Annotated in this window: 18 protein-coding genes and 1 tRNA gene; 13 read left to right on the top strand and 6 right to left on the bottom strand. The window is 68.0% G+C overall.

Annotated elements, in window-relative coordinates; all coding sequences use genetic code 11:
* Window positions 1-160: 160 nt before the first annotated feature.
* From ruvB to VDQ83_RS03650, 11 genes are all read left to right on the top strand, one after another.
* A complete protein-coding gene (gene ruvB, locus VDQ83_RS03700; RefSeq protein ID WP_309921390.1) occupies window positions 161-1,195 on the top strand; it encodes a Holliday junction branch migration DNA helicase RuvB in 1,035 nt (344 codons plus the stop codon).
* A gap of 23 nt (window positions 1,196-1,218) precedes the next feature.
* Window positions 1,219-1,692 carry a tol-pal system-associated acyl-CoA thioesterase gene (gene ybgC / locus VDQ83_RS03695; protein ID WP_309921393.1) on the top strand — a complete coding sequence of 158 codons (474 nt, stop codon included), beginning with the start codon at window positions 1,219-1,221 and terminating at the stop codon, window positions 1,690-1,692.
* Window positions 1,689-2,465, top strand: coding sequence for a protein TolQ (gene tolQ / locus VDQ83_RS03690; RefSeq protein ID WP_309921396.1), 777 nt, complete (start codon window positions 1,689-1,691; stop codon window positions 2,463-2,465). The genes ybgC and tolQ overlap by 4 nt, the downstream gene beginning before the upstream one ends.
* Window positions 2,466-2,505: 40 nt before the next feature.
* The gene (gene tolR / locus VDQ83_RS03685) at window positions 2,506-2,943 is read left to right on the top strand and encodes a protein TolR (RefSeq protein WP_263395393.1); all 438 of its coding nucleotides are present in this window, start codon (window positions 2,506-2,508) and stop codon (window positions 2,941-2,943) included.
* Window positions 2,933-3,934: a cell envelope integrity protein TolA gene (gene tolA / locus VDQ83_RS03680; RefSeq protein ID WP_455433905.1), complete on the top strand. Its 1,002-nt coding sequence runs from the start codon at window positions 2,933-2,935 to the stop codon at window positions 3,932-3,934. Before tolR ends, tolA begins: the two co-directional genes overlap by 11 nt.
* A gap of 233 nt (window positions 3,935-4,167) precedes the next feature.
* On the top strand, window positions 4,168-5,487 hold the full coding sequence (tolB, locus tag VDQ83_RS03675; protein WP_455433904.1) for a Tol-Pal system beta propeller repeat protein TolB: 1,320 nt from the start codon (window positions 4,168-4,170) through the stop codon (window positions 5,485-5,487).
* Between the two features lie 72 nt (window positions 5,488-5,559).
* Entirely contained in the window at window positions 5,560-6,078 is a 519-nt protein-coding gene (pal, locus tag VDQ83_RS03670) for a peptidoglycan-associated lipoprotein Pal (protein WP_185822497.1), read from the top strand.
* Between the two features lie 3 nt (window positions 6,079-6,081).
* Window positions 6,082-6,894 (top strand): tol-pal system protein YbgF, encoded by an 813-nt coding sequence (gene ybgF / locus VDQ83_RS03665; protein WP_455433903.1) that lies wholly within the window; start codon window positions 6,082-6,084, stop codon window positions 6,892-6,894.
* A 46-nt stretch (window positions 6,895-6,940) separates the two neighbouring features.
* The gene (gene queE, locus VDQ83_RS03660; RefSeq protein WP_455433902.1) at window positions 6,941-7,618 is read left to right on the top strand and encodes a 7-carboxy-7-deazaguanine synthase QueE; all 678 of its coding nucleotides are present in this window, start codon (window positions 6,941-6,943) and stop codon (window positions 7,616-7,618) included.
* 116 nt (window positions 7,619-7,734) lie between these two features.
* Entirely contained in the window at window positions 7,735-8,400 is a 666-nt protein-coding gene (gene queC, locus VDQ83_RS03655; RefSeq protein ID WP_455433901.1) for a 7-cyano-7-deazaguanine synthase QueC, read from the top strand.
* A 63-nt stretch (window positions 8,401-8,463) separates the two neighbouring features.
* Window positions 8,464-8,539: transfer RNA gene (locus VDQ83_RS03650), tRNA-Lys, on the top strand.
* Window positions 8,540-8,786: 247 nt separating this feature from the next.
* On the opposite strand, the gene VDQ83_RS03645 is transcribed toward VDQ83_RS03650, so the two are convergent.
* Window positions 8,787-9,695, bottom strand: coding sequence for a LysR family transcriptional regulator ArgP (locus VDQ83_RS03645; protein ID WP_455433900.1), 909 nt, complete (start codon window positions 9,693-9,695; stop codon window positions 8,787-8,789).
* A 105-nt stretch (window positions 9,696-9,800) separates the two neighbouring features.
* On the opposite strand from VDQ83_RS03645, the gene VDQ83_RS03640 reads away from it, so the two are divergent.
* Window positions 9,801-10,415 carry a LysE/ArgO family amino acid transporter gene (locus tag VDQ83_RS03640; protein ID WP_455433899.1) on the top strand — a complete coding sequence of 205 codons (615 nt, stop codon included), beginning with the start codon at window positions 9,801-9,803 and terminating at the stop codon, window positions 10,413-10,415.
* 87 nt (window positions 10,416-10,502) lie between these two features.
* Here the strand turns inward: VDQ83_RS03640 and VDQ83_RS03635 are convergent, their stop codons facing one another.
* Window positions 10,503-11,135, bottom strand: a complete 633-nt coding sequence (locus VDQ83_RS03635; RefSeq protein ID WP_455433898.1) for a TetR/AcrR family transcriptional regulator — start codon at window positions 11,133-11,135, stop codon at window positions 10,503-10,505.
* A gap of 183 nt (window positions 11,136-11,318) precedes the next feature.
* Here VDQ83_RS03635 and VDQ83_RS03630 point away from each other — a divergent pair, with 183 nt between their 5' ends.
* On the top strand, window positions 11,319-13,427 hold the full coding sequence (locus VDQ83_RS03630) for a TonB-dependent receptor (RefSeq protein ID WP_455433897.1): 2,109 nt from the start codon (window positions 11,319-11,321) through the stop codon (window positions 13,425-13,427).
* 325 nt (window positions 13,428-13,752) lie between these two features.
* Here VDQ83_RS03630 and VDQ83_RS03625 read toward each other — a convergent pair whose 3' ends face one another.
* The 4 genes from VDQ83_RS03625 to VDQ83_RS03610 all read right to left on the bottom strand — a co-directional run bounded on the left by VDQ83_RS03625 (window position 13,753) and on the right by VDQ83_RS03610 (window position 17,597).
* On the bottom strand, window positions 13,753-14,247 hold the full coding sequence (locus VDQ83_RS03625; protein WP_263395383.1) for a hypothetical protein: 495 nt from the start codon (window positions 14,245-14,247) through the stop codon (window positions 13,753-13,755).
* 176 nt (window positions 14,248-14,423) lie between these two features.
* Entirely contained in the window at window positions 14,424-16,232 is a 1,809-nt protein-coding gene (gene recQ / locus VDQ83_RS03620; protein ID WP_455433896.1) for a DNA helicase RecQ, read from the bottom strand.
* Between the two features lie 59 nt (window positions 16,233-16,291).
* Complete coding sequence (locus VDQ83_RS03615) at window positions 16,292-16,834, bottom strand: hypothetical protein (RefSeq protein WP_455433895.1); 543 nt, start codon at window positions 16,832-16,834, stop codon at window positions 16,292-16,294.
* A 211-nt stretch (window positions 16,835-17,045) separates the two neighbouring features.
* Window positions 17,046-17,597, bottom strand: coding sequence for a Dps family protein (locus tag VDQ83_RS03610; RefSeq protein WP_263395380.1), 552 nt, complete (start codon window positions 17,595-17,597; stop codon window positions 17,046-17,048).
* Window positions 17,598-17,681: the final 84 nt, after the last annotated feature.

The following is a 17,681-nucleotide window of genomic DNA, read 5'->3' as shown; positions in this document are numbered from 1 at the left end:
CCGGGACCAGGGACCAGGGACCAGGGACCCGGTAAAAGCGGGCTCCGTTCTTCTACAATTGTCCGATGACGATGTTCCTCATCCCCGCTGGCCATGCCGCAACCGGTCGACTGCCTGTCGCTGTTGCCCGGTCCCCGGTCCCCGGTCCCCGGTCCCGTTGATGGACCGCATCATCGCCAGCAGCGCCACCCGCGAAGACGATGCGGTCGAGGCCAGCATCCGTCCCAAGCGCCTGGCCGACTACCTCGGCCAGCAGCCGGTGCGCGAGCAGCTGTCGATCTATATCGAAGCGGCCAAGGCGCGCGGCGAGGCGATGGACCATGTGCTGATCTTCGGCCCGCCGGGGCTGGGCAAGACCACGCTCAGCCACGTCATCGCCAACGAACTGGGGGTCAACCTGCGGGTGACCTCCGGCCCGGTGATCGAGAAGGCCGGCGACCTGGCGGCGCTGCTGACCAACCTGCAGCCGCACGACGTGCTGTTCGTCGACGAGATCCACCGCCTGTCGCCGGTGGTCGAGGAAGTGCTGTATCCGGCGATGGAAGACTTCCAGATCGACATCATGATCGGCGAGGGCCCGGCCGCGCGTTCGATCAAGATCGACCTGCCGCCGTTCACCCTGATCGGCGCCACCACCCGCGCCGGCCTGCTGACCGCGCCGCTGCGCGACCGCTTCGGCATCGTGCAGCGTCTGGAGTTCTATACCCCGGAAGAGCTGGGCAAGATCGTGCGCCGGTCCTCCAGCATCCTCGGCATCGCCTGCGACGCCGACGGCTGCGCGGAGATCGCGCGGCGCGCGCGCGGCACCCCGCGCATCGCCAACCGGCTGCTGCGCCGGGTCCGCGACTTCGCCCAGGTGCGCGCCGACGGGCACATCGACCTGGCCGTGGCGCAGGCGGCGATGCAGATGCTCAAGGTCGATCCGGAAGGCTTCGACGAGCTCGACCGGCGCCTGCTGCGCACCATCATCGACTACTTCGACGGCGGCCCGGTCGGGGTCGAGTCGCTGGCCGCCTCGCTGTCCGAAGAGCGCGGCACCCTGGAAGACGTGATCGAGCCCTACCTGATTCAGCAGGGCTACCTGATCCGCAGCGCCCGCGGGCGCATGGCGACCAACAAGGCGTATCTGCACTTGGGCTTGCCGCCCAAGCGGGATTCGGGATTGGGGATTGGGGATTCGGGAGGGCTGTTTTGACTGCTAGCCGCCAGGACGCGCCTTTGCTCGGCGAATCCCCAATCTCCAATCCCCAATCCCGGCAGCTATTCAGTTGGCCGACACGCATCTACTGGGAAGATACCGACGCCGGTGGGGTGGTCTACCATGCGCGCTACGTCGCCTTTCTGGAGCGGGCGCGCACGGAATGGTTGCGCGCGCTGGGCTACGGACAGGAGCGCTTGCGCCTGCAGCACGATCTGGTGTTTGCGGTGCGCGCGATGCAGCTCGACTTCCTGCGCCCGGCCCGCCTCGACGATACGCTGCAGGTCGGCGCCGCGCTGTCGCAGTGCAAGCGCGCCAGCCTGCTGTTCGCGCAGTCGATCCACCGCGACGGCGAGTTGCTGTTGCGCGCGCAGGTGAAGGTGGCGGTGCTCGGCGCCGGCAGCTTCCGCCCGCGCGGCATGGACGACGCGCTGTACGACGCATTGAAAGTTCTCGAAATCACTGAAACAGAATTACTGAGGAACGACGGATGATCGCATTGCTCCTGGCCTTGCAGGACACGGTGGTGGAGGCGCTGCCGCAGGACGTGACCCAGACCGCCGCGCAGGCCGTCGCCAACACGGCTGCCCACGGCGGCATCAACTACTTGGACCTGCTGCTCAAGGCCAGCCTGCCGGTCAAGGTGATCGTGCTGCTGCTGCTGCTCGGCTCGCTGATCAGCTGGGTGATCATTTTCCGCAAGGCGCGGGTGTTCAAGCAGGCCAACCGCGAGGCCGACGACTTCGAGAACCGCTTCTGGTCCGGCACTGACCTGACCAAGCTCTACGCCGGCGCGGCCGACCGCAACCGCGTCGTCGGCGGACTGGAAGCGATCTTCGAGGCCGGCTTCCGCGAGTTCACCCGTCTGCGCGACAAGCGCAAGCTCGACGCGCGCATCCAGCTGGAAGGCGCGCAGCGCGCGATGCGGGCGACCTATGCGCGCGAAGTGGACCGCCTGGAGCGCAACCTGGAACTGCTCGCCAACATTGGCTCCACCGCGCCCTACGTGGGCCTGGTCGGCACCGTGTTCGGCATCATGGTGACCATGCACGACATGATCAACAGCGGCCAGCAGGCGGGCATCGCCGCGGTCGCGCCGGGCATTTCCGAGGCGCTGTTCGCGACCGCCATCGGCCTGTTCGTGGCGATCCCGGCGGTGTGGGCGTACAACCGCTTCACCACCCGGGTCGAGCGCATGGCCGTCCGCTTCGAGACCTTCTCCGAAGAGTTCAGTTCCATCCTGCAGCGCCAGGCCAGCGGCGACTGAGCGCGCCCGCGCGCTCCGCCCCAGATCCCAGGATTCCCGCATGACTGCCGCCATTTCCCGCCGCAAGCGCCGCAAGCTCAAGTCCGAGATCAACGTCGTGCCGTACATCGACGTGATGCTGGTGCTGCTGATCATCTTCATGGTCACCGCGCCGCTGCTCAGCCTGAGCGTGGACGTGGACCTGCCCGATTCCACCGCGCGTTCGGTGGAGAGCAAGAAGGACCCGGTCATCGTCACCGTCGACGCCGAGGGCCGCTATACGCTGACCCTGCAGGACGGCAAGCCGGAGAAGATCGGCGCGCCGGAGCTGAAGGCCAAGATCCAGGCCTTCGTCGGCCAGAACAAGGACGTGCCGGTGTTCGTCGCCGCGCCCGGCAATTCCAACTACCAGCTGGTCATGGACACCATGGTCATGCTGCAGCAGGCGGGCGTTCCCAAGGTGGGCCTGATGAGCCAGCCCGGTACCAATGCACGCTGAAGCCGATACCCGACCGCATCTGGCCCAGGGCGACAACGATGGCCTGATGTACGGCATCGCCCTGGCGGTAGGCGTGCACGTGCTGCTGGCGCTGCTGTTCTTCCTCGCCTGGTGGTGGTCGCCGCTGCGCGAGGTGGAGCCGGCGGCCGGGTCGCCGATGGTCGAGGCCTCGCTGGTGGTGTCCGCCGCCGACGTGCGTTCGGCGCAGAAGGCGGTGCAGGACGCGCCCGAGCCGCTGCCCGAGCCGCTGCCCGAACCGGTCAAGGACATCGCCGAGGACGACACCGTGCCGCCGCCGCAGCCGATCCCCGTGCCCAAGCCGCAGCAGGCGCCGACCGAGCAGCAGCAGAAGGCGCAGGACTTCATCCCGGTGCCGGACAAGGTCGACCAGGACCGCGCCAGCCGCACCGCGATCTCGCAGGAAAAAGAGAAGCAGGAGCAGGAAGCCAAGCGCCGCCAGGAGCAGGTCGACCTGACCGAGCAGAAGCGCCAGCAGGAGGCCGAGCAGAAGCAGCGCCTGGCCGCGCAGCAGGAAGAGGAGCGGCAGAAGAAGATCGCCGACATCCGCAAGCAGCGCGAGCAGGCCGAGCGCGAGGCCAAGCTGGCCGAGCAGAAGCTGCGCCAGTTGGCCGACGTGCGCGCCAAGCAGGCCTCGGCCACCGCCGCGTCCACGCCGCAGGCCGCACCCGGGCAGAACGGCACCAACACCGACCTGTCGGCCAAGTACGCCGCGGCGATCCAGCAGGCGGTGCTGAGCCAGTGGGTGCGCCCGGATTCGGTGCCGCTGGGGCAGAAGTGCAAGATCTCGATCAAGCAGATCCCCGGCGGCACGGTGATGGAGGCCCGGGTCAGTCCCGACTGCCCTTACGACGAGGCCGGGCGCCGCTCGATCGAGGCGGCGGTGCTGCGCGCGCAGCCGTTGCCGTATCGCGGCTTCGAATCGGTGTTCGCGCGCGAGCTGACCTTCAACTTCACCGCGCAGGATCGCTGAGACGCCGGGATTGGGGATTCGGGATTGGGGATGCGAAGTTTCGTTACCTGTCCCCACGGGCCAAAACCCCCGCTTCCGGGCTTGGCGAGGTTCGGAACTCCCGGGCGGCGGTGCGATAGGCGATAATCGGTGGCTCCTGCCATCGGCTTCACATGCCGATGGTTCATGATTGCGAATACGTTCACCCGCGCATTGCTATCTCTTGCGCCTTCCCGAGTACTGCTGAGCGACCCATGAAGAAACTGCCGCGCTGGCTTGCCGTCCTGACTGCCCTGTTGCTCCCCTTGGCCGCGTCCGCGCAGGACAAGGGCCTGGAAATCGACATCGTCGGCGGCAACGCGTCGGCGACCCCGATCACCGTCGTGCCGATGCCCTACCAGGGATCGGCGGCCGCGCCGTCCACCGACGTGTCTGCGGTGGTCCGCGCCGACCTGGACCGGTCCGGCCAGTTCCGCAACCTGCCCGAGGCGCAGATCGTCGAGCGTCCGACCCGCGGCAGCGAAGTCCAGTACGCCACCTGGCGCGCGCTGAAGCAGGACTACCTGGTCGCCGGCCGGGTGATGGACGCCGGCGAGGGCACCTACCGGGTCGAGTACGAACTGTTCGACGTGGCCAAGGGCGAGCGCATGCTCGGCCTGGCGATGACCGCGCGTGCCAGCGCGATGCGCGACGTGGCGCACCAGATGGCCGATGCGATCTACGAGAAGATCACCGGCGTGCGCGGCGCGTTCTGGACCCGCATCGCCTACGTCACCGCCAGCGGCAAGGGCGGCGCGATGCGCTATGCGTTGATGGTCGCCGACTCGGATGGCTACAACCCGCAGACCATCGTGCGCTCGGCCGAACCGCTGCTGTCGCCGAACTGGAGCCCGGACGGCAAGAAGCTGGCCTACGTGAGCTTCGAGCGCGGCAACTCCTCGATCTACATCCAGGACATCGCCACCGGCGCCCGCCAGCTGGTGTCCAGCTTCCGTGGCATCAACGGCGCGCCCGCGTTCTCGCCGGACGGCCGCAAGCTGGCCCTGGCGCTGTCGCGCAGCGGCAACCCGGAGATCTACGTGATGGACCTGGGCAGCAAGCAGCTGACCCAGTTGACCAACCACTTCGGCATCGACACCGAGCCGACCTGGGCACCGGACGGCAGCACCATCTACTTCACCTCCGATCGCGGCGGCCGCCCGCAGATCTACCAGGTGGCCGCGACCGGCGGCAGCGCCAGCCGGGTGACCTTCCAGGGTAACTACAACGCCACCGCCAGCGTGTCCTTCGACGGCAACAAGATCGCCGTCGCCCAGGGCAGCGGCAACACCTACAAGATCGCGATGATGGATCGCAGCCTGGGTTCGCCGCGCTGGAACACATTGTCTACGGGTTCGCTGGACGAGTCGCCGAGCTTTGCGCCCAACGCCAGCATGGTCCTGTACGCCGCCCGCGAAGGCGGGCGAGGCGTCCTTTATGCGGTCTCGGCCGATGCCCGGGTGCGCCAGCGCCTGGTCCTGGCCGATGGCGACGTGCGCGAGCCGTCGTGGTCTCCGTATCGGACGGCGCGTTGACAACGTAAGTTTGATGTTAATATTTCGCTGCGTTGAACCCCCTTTCGGCTCAGGAGCCATATAGGTATCCCCATGAACAAGACCACCCGCGTTCTGCTTGTTTCGCTTTTGTCCGTCGCAGCTCTGGCCGGCTGCTCCAAGAAGGTCAAGGAAGTTCCCCAGACCGACACCACCGGCACCACCGGTTCCACCACCCCGACCGGTCCGTCGACCTCCGGCCTGTACGGCCCGGGCGACCTGGACACCGACGCCTGCCTGCGCCAGCGCGTGGTCTACTTCGATCTGGACCAGGACTCGCTGAAGCCGGAGTTCCAGGCGATCATGGCCTGCCACGCCAAGTACCTGCGTGACCGTCCGTCCTCGCGCATCACCCTGCAGGGCAATGCCGACGAGCGCGGTTCGCGCGAGTACAACATGGGCCTGGGCGAGCGTCGTGGCAACGCCGTGTCTTCGGCGCTGCAGGCTGCCGGCGGTTCGGCTGCGCAGCTGACCGTGGTCAGCTACGGCGAAGAGCGTCCGGTCTGCACCGAGTCGGGCGAGTCCTGCTGGTCGCAGAACCGCCGCGTCGAGATCGTCTACACGGCTCAGTAATAGATGCGTATCGGTGTCCTTACATCGATGATCGTCGCGGCGGCCCTGGTGGCCGCCGCGCCGGCTCATGCGCAACGCGCCAGCTTGGCCGACCGGGTGACCGTGCTCGAGCAGCAGGCGATGAACACCCAGGGCAACACCGACATGCTGAACCAGCTCAACCAGCTGCGGACGCAGATGCAGTCGCTGCAAGCCACGATCGAGCAATTGCAGCACGACAACGAACAACTCAAGCAGCGTGCCAAGGACCAGTACCTGGACCTGGACGGCCGCCTGAACCGGCTCGAGGGTGGCGCCATGCCGCCGTTGCCGCCGGCTGGCGGTGCCGCACCGGCCGCTTCCGCACCGCCTGCCAGGCCGGCTGCCGCCGTTTCCGAACGGCCGCCGTCGGTGCATGGCGATGCCGGCACGCTGAGCGCCACCGGCGACGAGCGCACCAGCTACAACGTCGCGTTCGACGCGCTGAAGGCCGGCAAGTACGTCGACTCGGCCAACCTGTTCCAGAGCTTTCTCGAGCTGTACCCGAACGGCGTCTACGCCCCCAATGCCTTGTACTGGCTGGGCGAGAGCTACTATGCCACCAAGAATTTCCCGCTGGCCGAGGCGCAGTTCCGCGACTTGATCGGCCGCTATCCGACCCACGACAAGGCGTCCGGCGCCCTGCTCAAGCTGGGACTGTCGCAGTATGGCGAAGGCCATGCGCAGGAAGCCGAGCAGACCCTGCAGCAGGTGATCAGCCAGTATCCGGGATCGGATGCCGCGCGCACCGCGCAGGACCGCCTGCAGTCGATCCGCATCGGCCAGCAGCTGCGCTGAGCCCCGAACGCTGCCGCCATCGTCGCGGGGGCATACTTCTCCCGCCATGGCCGCCGTTCCCAGCGATATCGTACAAAGTCCGCTGCCGCGCCTGAAGCTGACGGAGATCTTCCTGTCGCTGCAGGGCGAGGCCGACAGCGCCGGCTGGCCGACCGTGTTCGTGCGTTTGACCGGTTGCCCGCTGCGCTGCAGCTACTGCGACACCGCCTACGCCTTCCACGGCGGGCAATGGTGGGACATCGACGCGATCCTGGCCGAAGTGGCGCGGCACGGCGTGCGCCATGTCTGCGTGACCGGCGGCGAGCCGCTGGCGCAGAAGCGCTGCCTGGGCCTGCTGCAGCAACTGTGCGACGCCGGTTACGACGTGTCGCTGGAAACCTCGGGCGCGCTCGACATCGCCGAGGTGGACCCGCGCGTGTCGCGGGTGCTCGACATCAAGACCCCGGCCTCGCAGGAGGCGCATCGCAACCGCTGGGACAACCTGCCGCTGCTGACCGCGCGCGACCAGATCAAGTTCGTGCTGTGCGGCCGCGCCGATTACGACTGGGCGCGCGCGATCGTCGCCGAACACCGCCTGCACGAACGTTGCACCGTGTGGTTCTCGCCGAGCAAGAGCGAACTGGCCCCGCGCGACCTGGCCGACTGGATCGTCGCCGACCGCCTGCCGGTCCGCTTCCAGATGCAGCTGCATAAGCTGCTGTGGAACGACGAGCCGGGCCGGTGAGAAGCCGGAATTGGGCATTCGGGATTGGGGATTCGTAGAAGCTCCCCTCCGATGTCCGATCGCGTGCTGTAGCTTTTGCGAATCCCCAATCTCCAATCCCAAATCCCGGCCCCACAATGAAAAACGCCGTCGTCCTACTCTCCGGTGGCATGGATTCCGCCGTCGTCGTCGCCATCGCCCGCGAGCAGGGCTATGCCGTGCATGCGCTGAGCGTGAGCTATGGGCAGCGGCATACCTCCGAACTGGACGCGGCCACGCGCGTGGCCGACGCGCTCGGCGCGGTGGCGCACAAGACCGTCAACGTTGACCTGCGCAGCATCGGCGGCTCCGCGCTGACCGACGACATCGAGGTGCCGGAGGCGGGCGGCGAGGGCATCCCGGTCACCTACGTGCCGGCGCGCAACACCATCATGCTGTCGGTGGCGCTGGGCTGGGCCGAGGTGCTGGGCGCGGCGGACATCTTCTGCGGCGTCAACGCCGTGGACTATTCCGGCTACCCGGACTGCCGCCCCGAGTTCATCGACGCCTTTCAGACCCTGGCCAACCTGGCGACCAAGGCCGGCGTGGAAGGCGCGGGCCTGCGCGTGCACGCGCCGCTGCAGCGCATGAGCAAGGCCGACATCGTGCGCGAAGGCGTGCGCCTGGGCGTGGACTTCGGCCTGACCGTGTCCTGCTACCGCGCCGATGCCGCCGGCCGCGCCTGCGGCCACTGCGACGCCTGTCGCCTGCGCGCCGCCGGCTTCGCCGACGCCGGCGTGGCCGACCCGACCCGCTACGCCTGATTTCGCGTTGACCCGGGGCTGGGGTAGAATACGCACCCCGGCGCAACGCCGGGGCATTGTTTTGGGCCGTTAGCTCAGTCGGTAGAGCAGAAGACTTTTAATCTTTTGGTCGATGGTTCGAATCCATCACGGCCCACCACTTCGATCAGCGATCCGAGCGTCGCCTTCGCTGGTCTCGTCACCGCTTGCTGAAATCACGCCAGAAAATCTGGCGGTGCGGGCGAGCACGCATCGTTGCGGTTGCCGCGGGAACTGCGTCGCTGGTTACGCGTCGAACAAACCTGCACGCGGCTGTCGGGACTGTAGCTTCTGCCGCCGTGCACCTGATCGCAAGTCAAAGAGAGCGGCTTCCGTCGCGACAAGCGCAGCAACTGAGCACGCCCCGCTCAAGCGCGTTGCCGGCCGCCCTGCATGCTCGACGCCGCCGTGCGCAGCGCCTGGCCGATCTGCTGCAGCACGCTCGAGCGCACCGCCGCGTGCTGCCAGTAGAGCGGGACGTCGAGCCAGCGCTGCGGATCGATGATCACGATCTGCTTCTCGCGCAATCCGGACGCGAGCATCTGCTCGGGGGCGAGGCACCATCCGAGACCGCGTGCGGCGGCTTCGACGAAGCCGGTGGAGGTCGGCAGGTAGTGGATGGGAGGGGCGAGGCGGGTGCGGGTGATGCGCCGCACGAAGCGGGCCTGCAGTGCGTCCTTGCGGTTGAACACCATCATCGGCGCCTGCGCCAGCGCCGCCGCGCCGAATCCTGCCGCGAAGTGGCGGGCGACGAATGCCGGCGAGGCGATCGCGTAGTAGCGCATGGCGCCCAGGGGATGGACGTTGCAGCCCTGCAGCGGCTTGCTCGCGGAGGTGACCGCGCCGAGCACAGTGCCGTTGCGCAGCAGTTCCAGGGTGTGGTCTTGGTCGTCCACGTGCACGTCGAACAGAAAACCGTGCGTATCGTGCAGGGCTGACAGTGCGGCGAGGAACCAGGTCTGCAGCGAGTCGTCGTTGACCGCGATCGCGATGCTGCGCGCGGGTCCGGCGGTGGCCGCGCTCGGCACGAAGTCGGCCAGCGCCTCGGCCTCCAGCGCCTGCATCGGCCGCACCCGGCGCAGCAGCGCTTCTCCCGCAGGCGTCGGCCGGCACGGCGCCTGGCGCACCACCAGCACCTGCCCCAGGCGGTCCTCGAGCGCCTTGATCCGTTGCGAGATCGCCGAAGGGGTTAGCGAAAGCCGGCGCGCGGCCGCCTCGAAGCTGCCTTCGTCGAGCACGGCGGCGAAGGCCGACAGTTGTGGATGCAGCAGGTCCATGCGCCTGGCCGATTAGAATTTCTTCATAGGCTACAGAATATTTAGCTTGGCTAATGCTATGGCCAGGGCCAGCATGCGCCTTCCGCAGTCCTGGACATCCGCACGTTGCTCGAAGCATCGCTTGCCGGCTTCGTCGCCAGCGCCGGCTTGATCATCGCGATCGGCGCGCAGAACGCCTTCGTCCTGCGCCAGGGGTTGCAGCGGCAGCATGTGGGCGTGGTGGTGGCGGTCTGCGCCTTCGGGGATATCGCGCTGATCGTGCTCGGGGTCGCCGGCATCGGCGCGCTGGTGCAGCAATGGCCGGCACTGCTGCAGGTGCTGCGCTACGCAGGCGCGGCCTTCCTTGGCGTCTATGGCCTGATGGCGGCGCAGCGTGCATGGCGTGGTGCCGGCGCATTGAAGGCGCAGGGCGAGGAGCCGGCGAGTTGGCGCCGCGTGCTGCTGACCTGCCTGGCCTTTACCTTCCTCAATCCGCACGTGTATCTCGACACGATGGTGCTGCTCGGCAGCCTGTCCACCCGCTATCCGGGAACGCTGCGCTGGGCGTTCGCGTTCGGCGCGTGCCTGGCGAGCGTGGCGTGGTTCTGCAGCCTGGGCTATGGCGCGCGATTGCTGCAGCCGGTGTTCCGCAAGCCCAACGCATGGCGGGTGCTGGATGCGTGCATCGCGGTGTTCATGCTGGCGCTGTGCCTGTTGCTGCTGTTGCGGCCGCTCGGCTGACGCGCTCGGCGGCAATGCGAGGTACTGCAGCGGCACGCGGCCGGTCGCGGTAGGCCAGCGGCACGCGAAGCGCTGGCCCGGTGGCCGCTACGCGGAGGCGGGCGCGCTGCTGAGCATCCCGGCCAGGCTTTCGCTGAGGATCAATTGCAGGTGCATGCGCTTGAGTTCCACGCCCATCATCATCAGTTGCAGGCCGGCGCACATCGCCGCGACCGCGTAGACCCGCGCCTGGAATTCCTGGTCGCTGCCGTTCCAGCTGCCGTGTCCGCGCAACAGGCGCTTGAGCATGTCGCCGAGGTGTTCGACCAGGGAGACGGCCAGGCGCCGCGCATACGCGGTCAGCTCGGGGTCGCGCGCGGCGGCCAGGTCCATTTCCAGGTTGAACCTCAACCGCCGCTCGTCGACCTCGGACAGCAGCCATTCCTCCAGCGCGCCGGCGATGAAGTCGGTCGCGTCCAGGTGCGGCGGCCGTTCGGTCGTCCACATCGCGCGCAGCGACCTCTCATAGCTGCGTTCCATCAGCGCCCGCACCAATCCGCGCCTGTCGCCGAAGCGCCGGCGCAATGTGCTGCAGGAGACGTCGCTGGTCTGGGCGATCAGTTCGAAGGTGGTCGCGCCGACACCCTTGTCGGCGATGCACTGTTCGGCCGCGTCCAACGCGGCGTCGTAGAGGCGTTGCTCGCGTTCCCTGACGCTGCGCAGATCAATAAGGTTGGACATGGAGATCGGTCCTGGGCGGAAAAACATGGTGACGCGGTTGTGCCGCTGGCGCCATGCCGGACCAGCGCGAATGCGGAGTCGCGGGTGCGGGAAGCGGCGGTCGAATCGCACGTGTGCGTATAATAATCATTCTCGTTAGTCGACGGCGCCTGGGTGGCGCCGTCTCGTCCCAAGGACCCATTGATGCGTTTGCCGCTTTCCCTGTTCGCCGCGATGCTGCCGGCGACGGCCGCCATTCCCGATGCCCGCGCGCAGTCGCCCTCCACGCAAACGCTGGACGCCGTGGTCGTCAGCGCATCGCGGACCGATCAACCCGCGGACACGGCGCCACAGACCGTGGTGGTGATCGACCAGCAGGAGATCGCCCAGCAGCTCAGCATCAGCAGCAATTCGTCGGATCTGCTGTCCAGCCTGCTGCCGTCGTATACGCCGAGCCGCGGCAAGATGAACGGCAGCGGCGAGACCTTGCGCGGACGCACGCCACTGATCCTGGTCGATGGCATTCCGCAGTCCAATCCGCTGCGTCCGACCGGGCGCGAAGCGCACACGATCGACTATGCGATGGTCGAGCGCATCGAAGTGATCCAGGGCGCCAACGCGATGAACGGCCTGGGCGCCACCGGCGGCACCATCAATCTGGTCACGCGCCGCCCGCAGCCGGGCGTGCTCAACCAGCACGTCGAGGTGCAGGCCAGCGTGCCGACCACCGACGTCGATGCCGAGACCGCGAGCTACAAGACCAGCTACCGCATCGACGGGCGCCGCGACAAGCTCGACTATCTGCTCGCCGTCGGCTACGAGGACCAGGGCCTGTACCTGGACGGCGACGGACGCGCGATCGGCACCGACGTGACCCAGGGCGATCTGATGGCTACGCGCGCCTACGACGTGCACGCCAAGCTGGGCTACTGGATCGACGACCGGCAGGAGCTGCAGTTCAGTTCCAACCGCTACCGGATCAAGTCCAAGGCCGAGTACCTCGGCGTGGCCGGCGATCGCGATCTCGGCATCCCGACCACCTCGGTGCGCGGCCGGCCGCAGGGCACGCCGCCCTGGAACGACGTGTGGACCACCGGCCTGTCCTATGCCCATCACGATCTGGCGGGCATGGAACTGAAGGCGATGGTGTTCAACCAGGAGTTCGAGGGCCTGTTCGGCGCCGACAACTCGGCCACCTTCCAGGACCCGCGCATCGCGCCCAACGGCACGCTGTACGACCAGTCGCGCTCGGTCGCGTCCAAGTGGGGTTCCAAGACCAGCCTCGGCAAGGACGACCTGCTCGATGGCCGGCTCAAGCTCACCGGCGGCGTCGATATCCTGTGGGACAGCGGCAAGCAGGATCTGTACGGCACCGGCCGCACCTATGTGCCCGAGTCGGAGTTCCGCGACCTGGCCGCCTTCGTGCAGGGCGAATACCGGCTGCTGCCGCAGCTGACCGTGCATGGCGGCGTGCGCCACGAAGACGCGAAGCTGACCATCGACAGCTACCAGACCCTGGCGCGCTACAACCGGGTGCAGGTGCAGGGTGGCAGCCTGTCCTTCGCCGAGACGCTGTACAACGCCGGCGCGGTGCTGGCGCCGAGCGAGCGTTTCAATGTCTTCGCCAGCTATTCCGAAGGTTTCGGCATGCCCGACGTGGGCCGCGTGCTGCGCTCGATCAATACGCCCGGCACCAGCGTCGCCAGCCTGAGCGCGCTGCAGCCGGTGCTGACCCGCAACGTCGAACTGGGCACGCGCCTGCGCGGCGGTGCGTGGGATGTCGATGTCGGCGTGTTCCAGTCGCGCTCGGATTACGGCACCCGCGTGATCGCGGTGGACGGCGCGTTCCAGATGGCGCGGGAGAAGACCCGCATCGAGGGCGTGGACGCCAGCGCCAAGTACCGGCTCAACGACCGGCAGCGCCTCGGCCTGGCCTATGCGTATACGCGCGGGCGCTACGACAGCGACGGCAACGGGACGCTGGATGCGCACCTGGACGGGCTGAACATCGCGCCGAACCGCGTTATCGGCAGCTGGTCGTCGCAATGGACGCCGCGGCTGTCCAGCTTCGTGCAGGCGCAATACGCGTTCAGCCGCAGCTTCGACGATCCGCAAAAGCGCTTCAGCGGCTACGCGCTGGTCGATGCGGCGCTGAACTACCGGCTGCGCCAGGGCGAACTGCGCCTGGCCGTGGCCAACCTGCTCGATCGCCAGTACATCACCTATTACTCGCAGAGCGCGCTGGTCGAACCGGACCGCTACTTTGCCGGGCGCGGGCGCACGCTGACCGTGGGCTACAGCCTGGATTTCTGAGCGGCGGCCGCTGCGTGGCGCGCGCTTGAGCGCGTCCGCAGGCGCGGCGTTGCGGTGGTGTGCGGAGAGTTCTGGATCGGGCGACGGACGCGGGTGACGGCGTGGCTGTGTGCAGCCATCCGCTGCCGACTGGCTTGGATCATTTGCCGGGCCGGTGCGTTCGCCGGCATCGGCGGCGTTGTCGAGCAGCGCCTGCAACAGGTGTCCGATCGCACTAGGTGTCCGATCGCGTTTTCCGGCCGCTCGCGCCGGAATCCATGCGTGGCGTTCGCCTGCCGGATGCCGGTGCGGGCAGGCCGCCGCTGCGCCGGCCGTCTGCGGCTACCTACCAGCCGCCGTAGGGATAGCCGTAGCCGCCGTGGCCGTAATAGCCGCCATGGCCTTCGCTCTGGCCAACGCTAATGCTGATGCCGACTTCGCGCGGCTTGCCGTCGTCGTTGTAGTAGGTCTTGCACAGGTTGAGGTTGGCGGCCTGGTAGTTGCTGTTGCCGCCGCGCGAAGAATAGCCGAAGCCAGTGGCGACGCTGCCGTGCACGTCGCCCTTGCAGCGGTCGGCGCGCGCCTGTTGCGCCTCGGCCAGGGCCTGGGTGGCCGCGGCCTTCTGCGCCGAGGCCGAGGTGCCGCTGGTGTCGCCGTAATAGGCGCCCGGCGGGTCGGCCTTGTACACCGGGTCGGTGCCGTAGGTGATCGGCTGCTGCGGCACGCTCAGGTCCAGCGCGCGCTTGGCCGCTTCGCTGTCGCTGTTGCCGCTGTCGGCGGAGGTTTGCGCCATCGCCGGGCCGGCGAGCAGGGCGCAGGCAAGCAGGAGGGATCGCTTCATCGGACGTACGCCAAGGAAAGAAGGGCTCGGTGGCTGCAGCCGCAGCTGCGCGCCGCCATAACGCGACGCTATCAATACCACGTTGAACCCGGCCTGTCGGCGGCCGGGGATTTTCTTGCCGGTGCCGGCCACAGGGCGCGATGCGGCGGCAAACGGCCGCCGCCAGGCCCGCCGAGCTAGCCCTGCTGCTGCACGATGTCGACCAATTGCTGGCCGTAGCGGGCCAGCTTGGTGCCGCCGATGCCGCCGACGTGGGCCAGTTCGTCCAGGCTGGTCGGGCGCTGCTCGGCGATGTTGCGCAGGGTGCTGTCGTGGAAGATCACGAACGCCGGCACGTTCTGCTCCTTGGCCAGGGCGGCACGCAGGTCGCGCAGGGCGTTGAACAGGCTCAGGTCCTGCGGCTGCACCGGCACGCCGGTGCGCGGGCTGCCGCTGCGGTCGCCGCGTTCGCGGCCGCGGGTCGGCGCCTCGCGGCGCATCATGATCTGGCGCTCGCCCTTGAGCACCTGGCGGCTGGCGTCGGTCAGGCGCAACCCGCCGTAGGCGTCGCTGTCCACCTCCAGTAGCCCGGTGGCGACCAGCTGGCGGAACACGCCGCGCCAGGCGCGCGCGTCCAGGTCCTTGCCGATGCCGTAGGTGCTGAGCTGGTCGTGGCCGAACTGCTTGATTTTCTCGCCGTCGCTGCCGCGCAGGATGTCGATCAGGTGGCCGACGCCGAAGCGCTGGCCGCTGCGGTAGACGCAGCTCAGCGCCTTCTGCACGGCGACGGTGGCGTCCCAGGCGGCGGCCGGGGTCAGGCAGTTGTCGCAGTTGCCGCAGGGCTGCGGATAGGTTTCGCCGAAGCTGGCCAGCAGCACCTGGCGCCGGCATTGCATCGATTCGCAGTAGCCGAGCAGCTGGTCGAGCTTGCGCCGTTCCACCCGCTTGCGGTCTTCGCCGGCCTCGCCCTTCTCGATCATCTGCTTGAGCAGCACCACGTCGCCCAGGCCGTAGCACAGCCAGGCCTCGGCGGGCTCGCCGTCGCGGCCGGCGCGGCCGGTTTCCTGGTAGTAGCCTTCCAGCGATTTGGGCAGGTCGGTATGCGCGACGAAACGCACGTCCGGCTTGTCGATGCCCATGCCGAAGGCGATGGTGGCGCACATCACGATGCCGTCCTCGCGCAGGAAGCGGCGCTGGTTGCCGGCGCGCACCTCGGCCGGCAGGCCGGCGTGGTAGGGCAGGGCGTTGAGCCCTTCCTTGGCCAGGAACTCGGCGGTTTCCTCGACCTTGCGCCGCGACAGGCAATACACGATGCCGGCGCTGCCACGGTGTGCGCGCAGGAAATCCAGCAGCTGGCGCTTGCTGTTGTCCTTCTGCACCACGGTGTAGCGGATGTTGGGGCGGTCGAAGGAGCTGACGAAGTGGCGGGCCTGGGTCAGGTCCAGGCGCTCGGCGATCTCGCGCTGGGTCGGCGGATCGGCTGTGGCGGTCAGGGCGATGCGCGGGGTCTGCGGCCAGCGCTCGTGCAGCACCGTGAGCTGGCGGTATTCGGGGCGGAAATCGTGGCCCCATTGCGACACGCAGTGCGCCTCGTCGATCGCGAACAGGGCGATGCGGCTGCGCTCGATCAGCGACAGGAAGCGCGGCGTCAGCAGGCGTTCGGGAGCGACGTACAGCAGGTCCAGCTCGCCGGCCAGCAGTTCGCGCTCGACCCGCTGCGCGGTCTCGCCATCCAGCGTGGAATTGAGGTACTCGGCGCGCACGCCGAGCTGGCGCAACGCTTCGACCTGGTCCTGCATCAGCGCGATTAGCGGCGAGATGACGATGCCGGTGCCGTCGCGCAGCAACGAAGGAATCTGGTAGCACAGCGACTTGCCGCCGCCGGTGGGCATCAGCACCAGCGCGTCCTGGCCGGCGGCGACATGTTCGACGATGTCCTGCTGCGGGCCGCGGAATTGGTCGTAGCCGAACACGCGGCTGAGCACGGAATGAGCGGAGGATTGCATGCGCCTAGGATACCGCGTAGGTCAAGTGCGCCCGAGCGGCGCCGCCGTGCTGCGCAGTGTCAGGCAAGCGATGCCGCATGCGTCGGCATTGCCCGACGCGCGCGGCGCCTGCCGACGAAGTGGCCGATCACCAGCACCGGCAGCGCGACCAGCAGCCCTGCCGAACACGCCAGCGCCGGCGCGATCAACGCCACCAGCTGCGCCGGATGGTCGGGGTCGTATCCGCGCGCCCACCACGTCACCGCCAGCACGCCCAGGCCGCTCGCCAGCAGCAGCAAGGCCAGCGCGGTCATCTTCGGCACGCTGCGCTGCAGCGGCTGGTAGCTGTCCACCGCCAGGGCCAGCGCGACGCAGGCGGCCCACACCCCGGCGAACCAGTTCAGCGCGGGCATGAGGAAACTGACGCTGTAGCCGATCACGGTCAGCACCGCGAGCAGCAACGCGACCAGCCCATGTCCACTATTGGTGGGCACGCCGGAGTCGCCGAGCTGCCACCAGGCATGAAAACCCGCGGCCAAACCAGCCGCGATGCCAACGGCGCAGCCCAGCACGATGGCCAGCAGTGGGCGACGCAGCGAGGGATACGGAGACGGGGCGGTCATCGAACGTCCATGTGGGCGGAGTGGCTGCTCCGCCCGCCAGTATGCACGACGCTTGCGACCCGGGCGCTTGCGTTGAAACCCCGGCGTGCAAGCCCCCTTGGTAAGGGGGCGCGCCGAAGGCGCGGGGATCTGGAGCCACGCTGCTGGGGGCCCAGAGTTTGCAGCGCAAACTCTGGGAGGCCATGCCTGCTGCGCAGGCGTGGCCGTACCCTTACTGCAGCAGCGAACGCAACATCCACGCGTACTTTTCGTGGGTCTGCAGGCGCTGGGTCAGCATGTCCACCGACGGATCGTCGCCGGCGTCGTCGGCGGTCTTGAGCGCCTTGCGCGCGGTGCGGCACAGCGCTTCGTTGCCGACCACCAGCTGGCGGACCATCTCGCGCCAGTCGGCGCTGTCGGTCAGGCCCGGTTCTTCCGGGATCGAGGTCAGCGCGGCGAATTCCTTGTACGAGCCGGGCGCGTTGAAGCCCAGTGCGCGGATGCGCTCGGCGACGTCGTCCAGCGCGGCCCACTGCTCGGTGTACTGAGTCTCGAACATCAGGTGCAGCGAATTGAACATCGACCCGGTCACGTTCCAGTGGAAGTTGTGGGTCTTCAGGTACAGGGTGAACGCGTCGGCCATGAACTGCGACAGGCCGTCGGCGATCTTCTTGCGGTCGCCGCCGCTGATCCCGATATCGATGTTGGGCGCGGACGGCGCCAACGCCGCCAGCGGCTTGGTGGCGAGGCTCTTGGTCTTGCCGGGGGTCTTGCTCTTGGCCATCGGGGAATCCTCTTGAGGGGTTGGGAACGATATGGCGTCACAATAGACAGACTAAAGCATGCGCTGTTATTCAAAGTTCAACGG

Source organism: Xanthomonas sp. WHRI 7945, assembly GCF_035026585.1.
The sequence above is the reverse complement of the archived record's forward strand: the minus strand, read 5'-3'. Positions and strand labels throughout refer to the sequence as shown.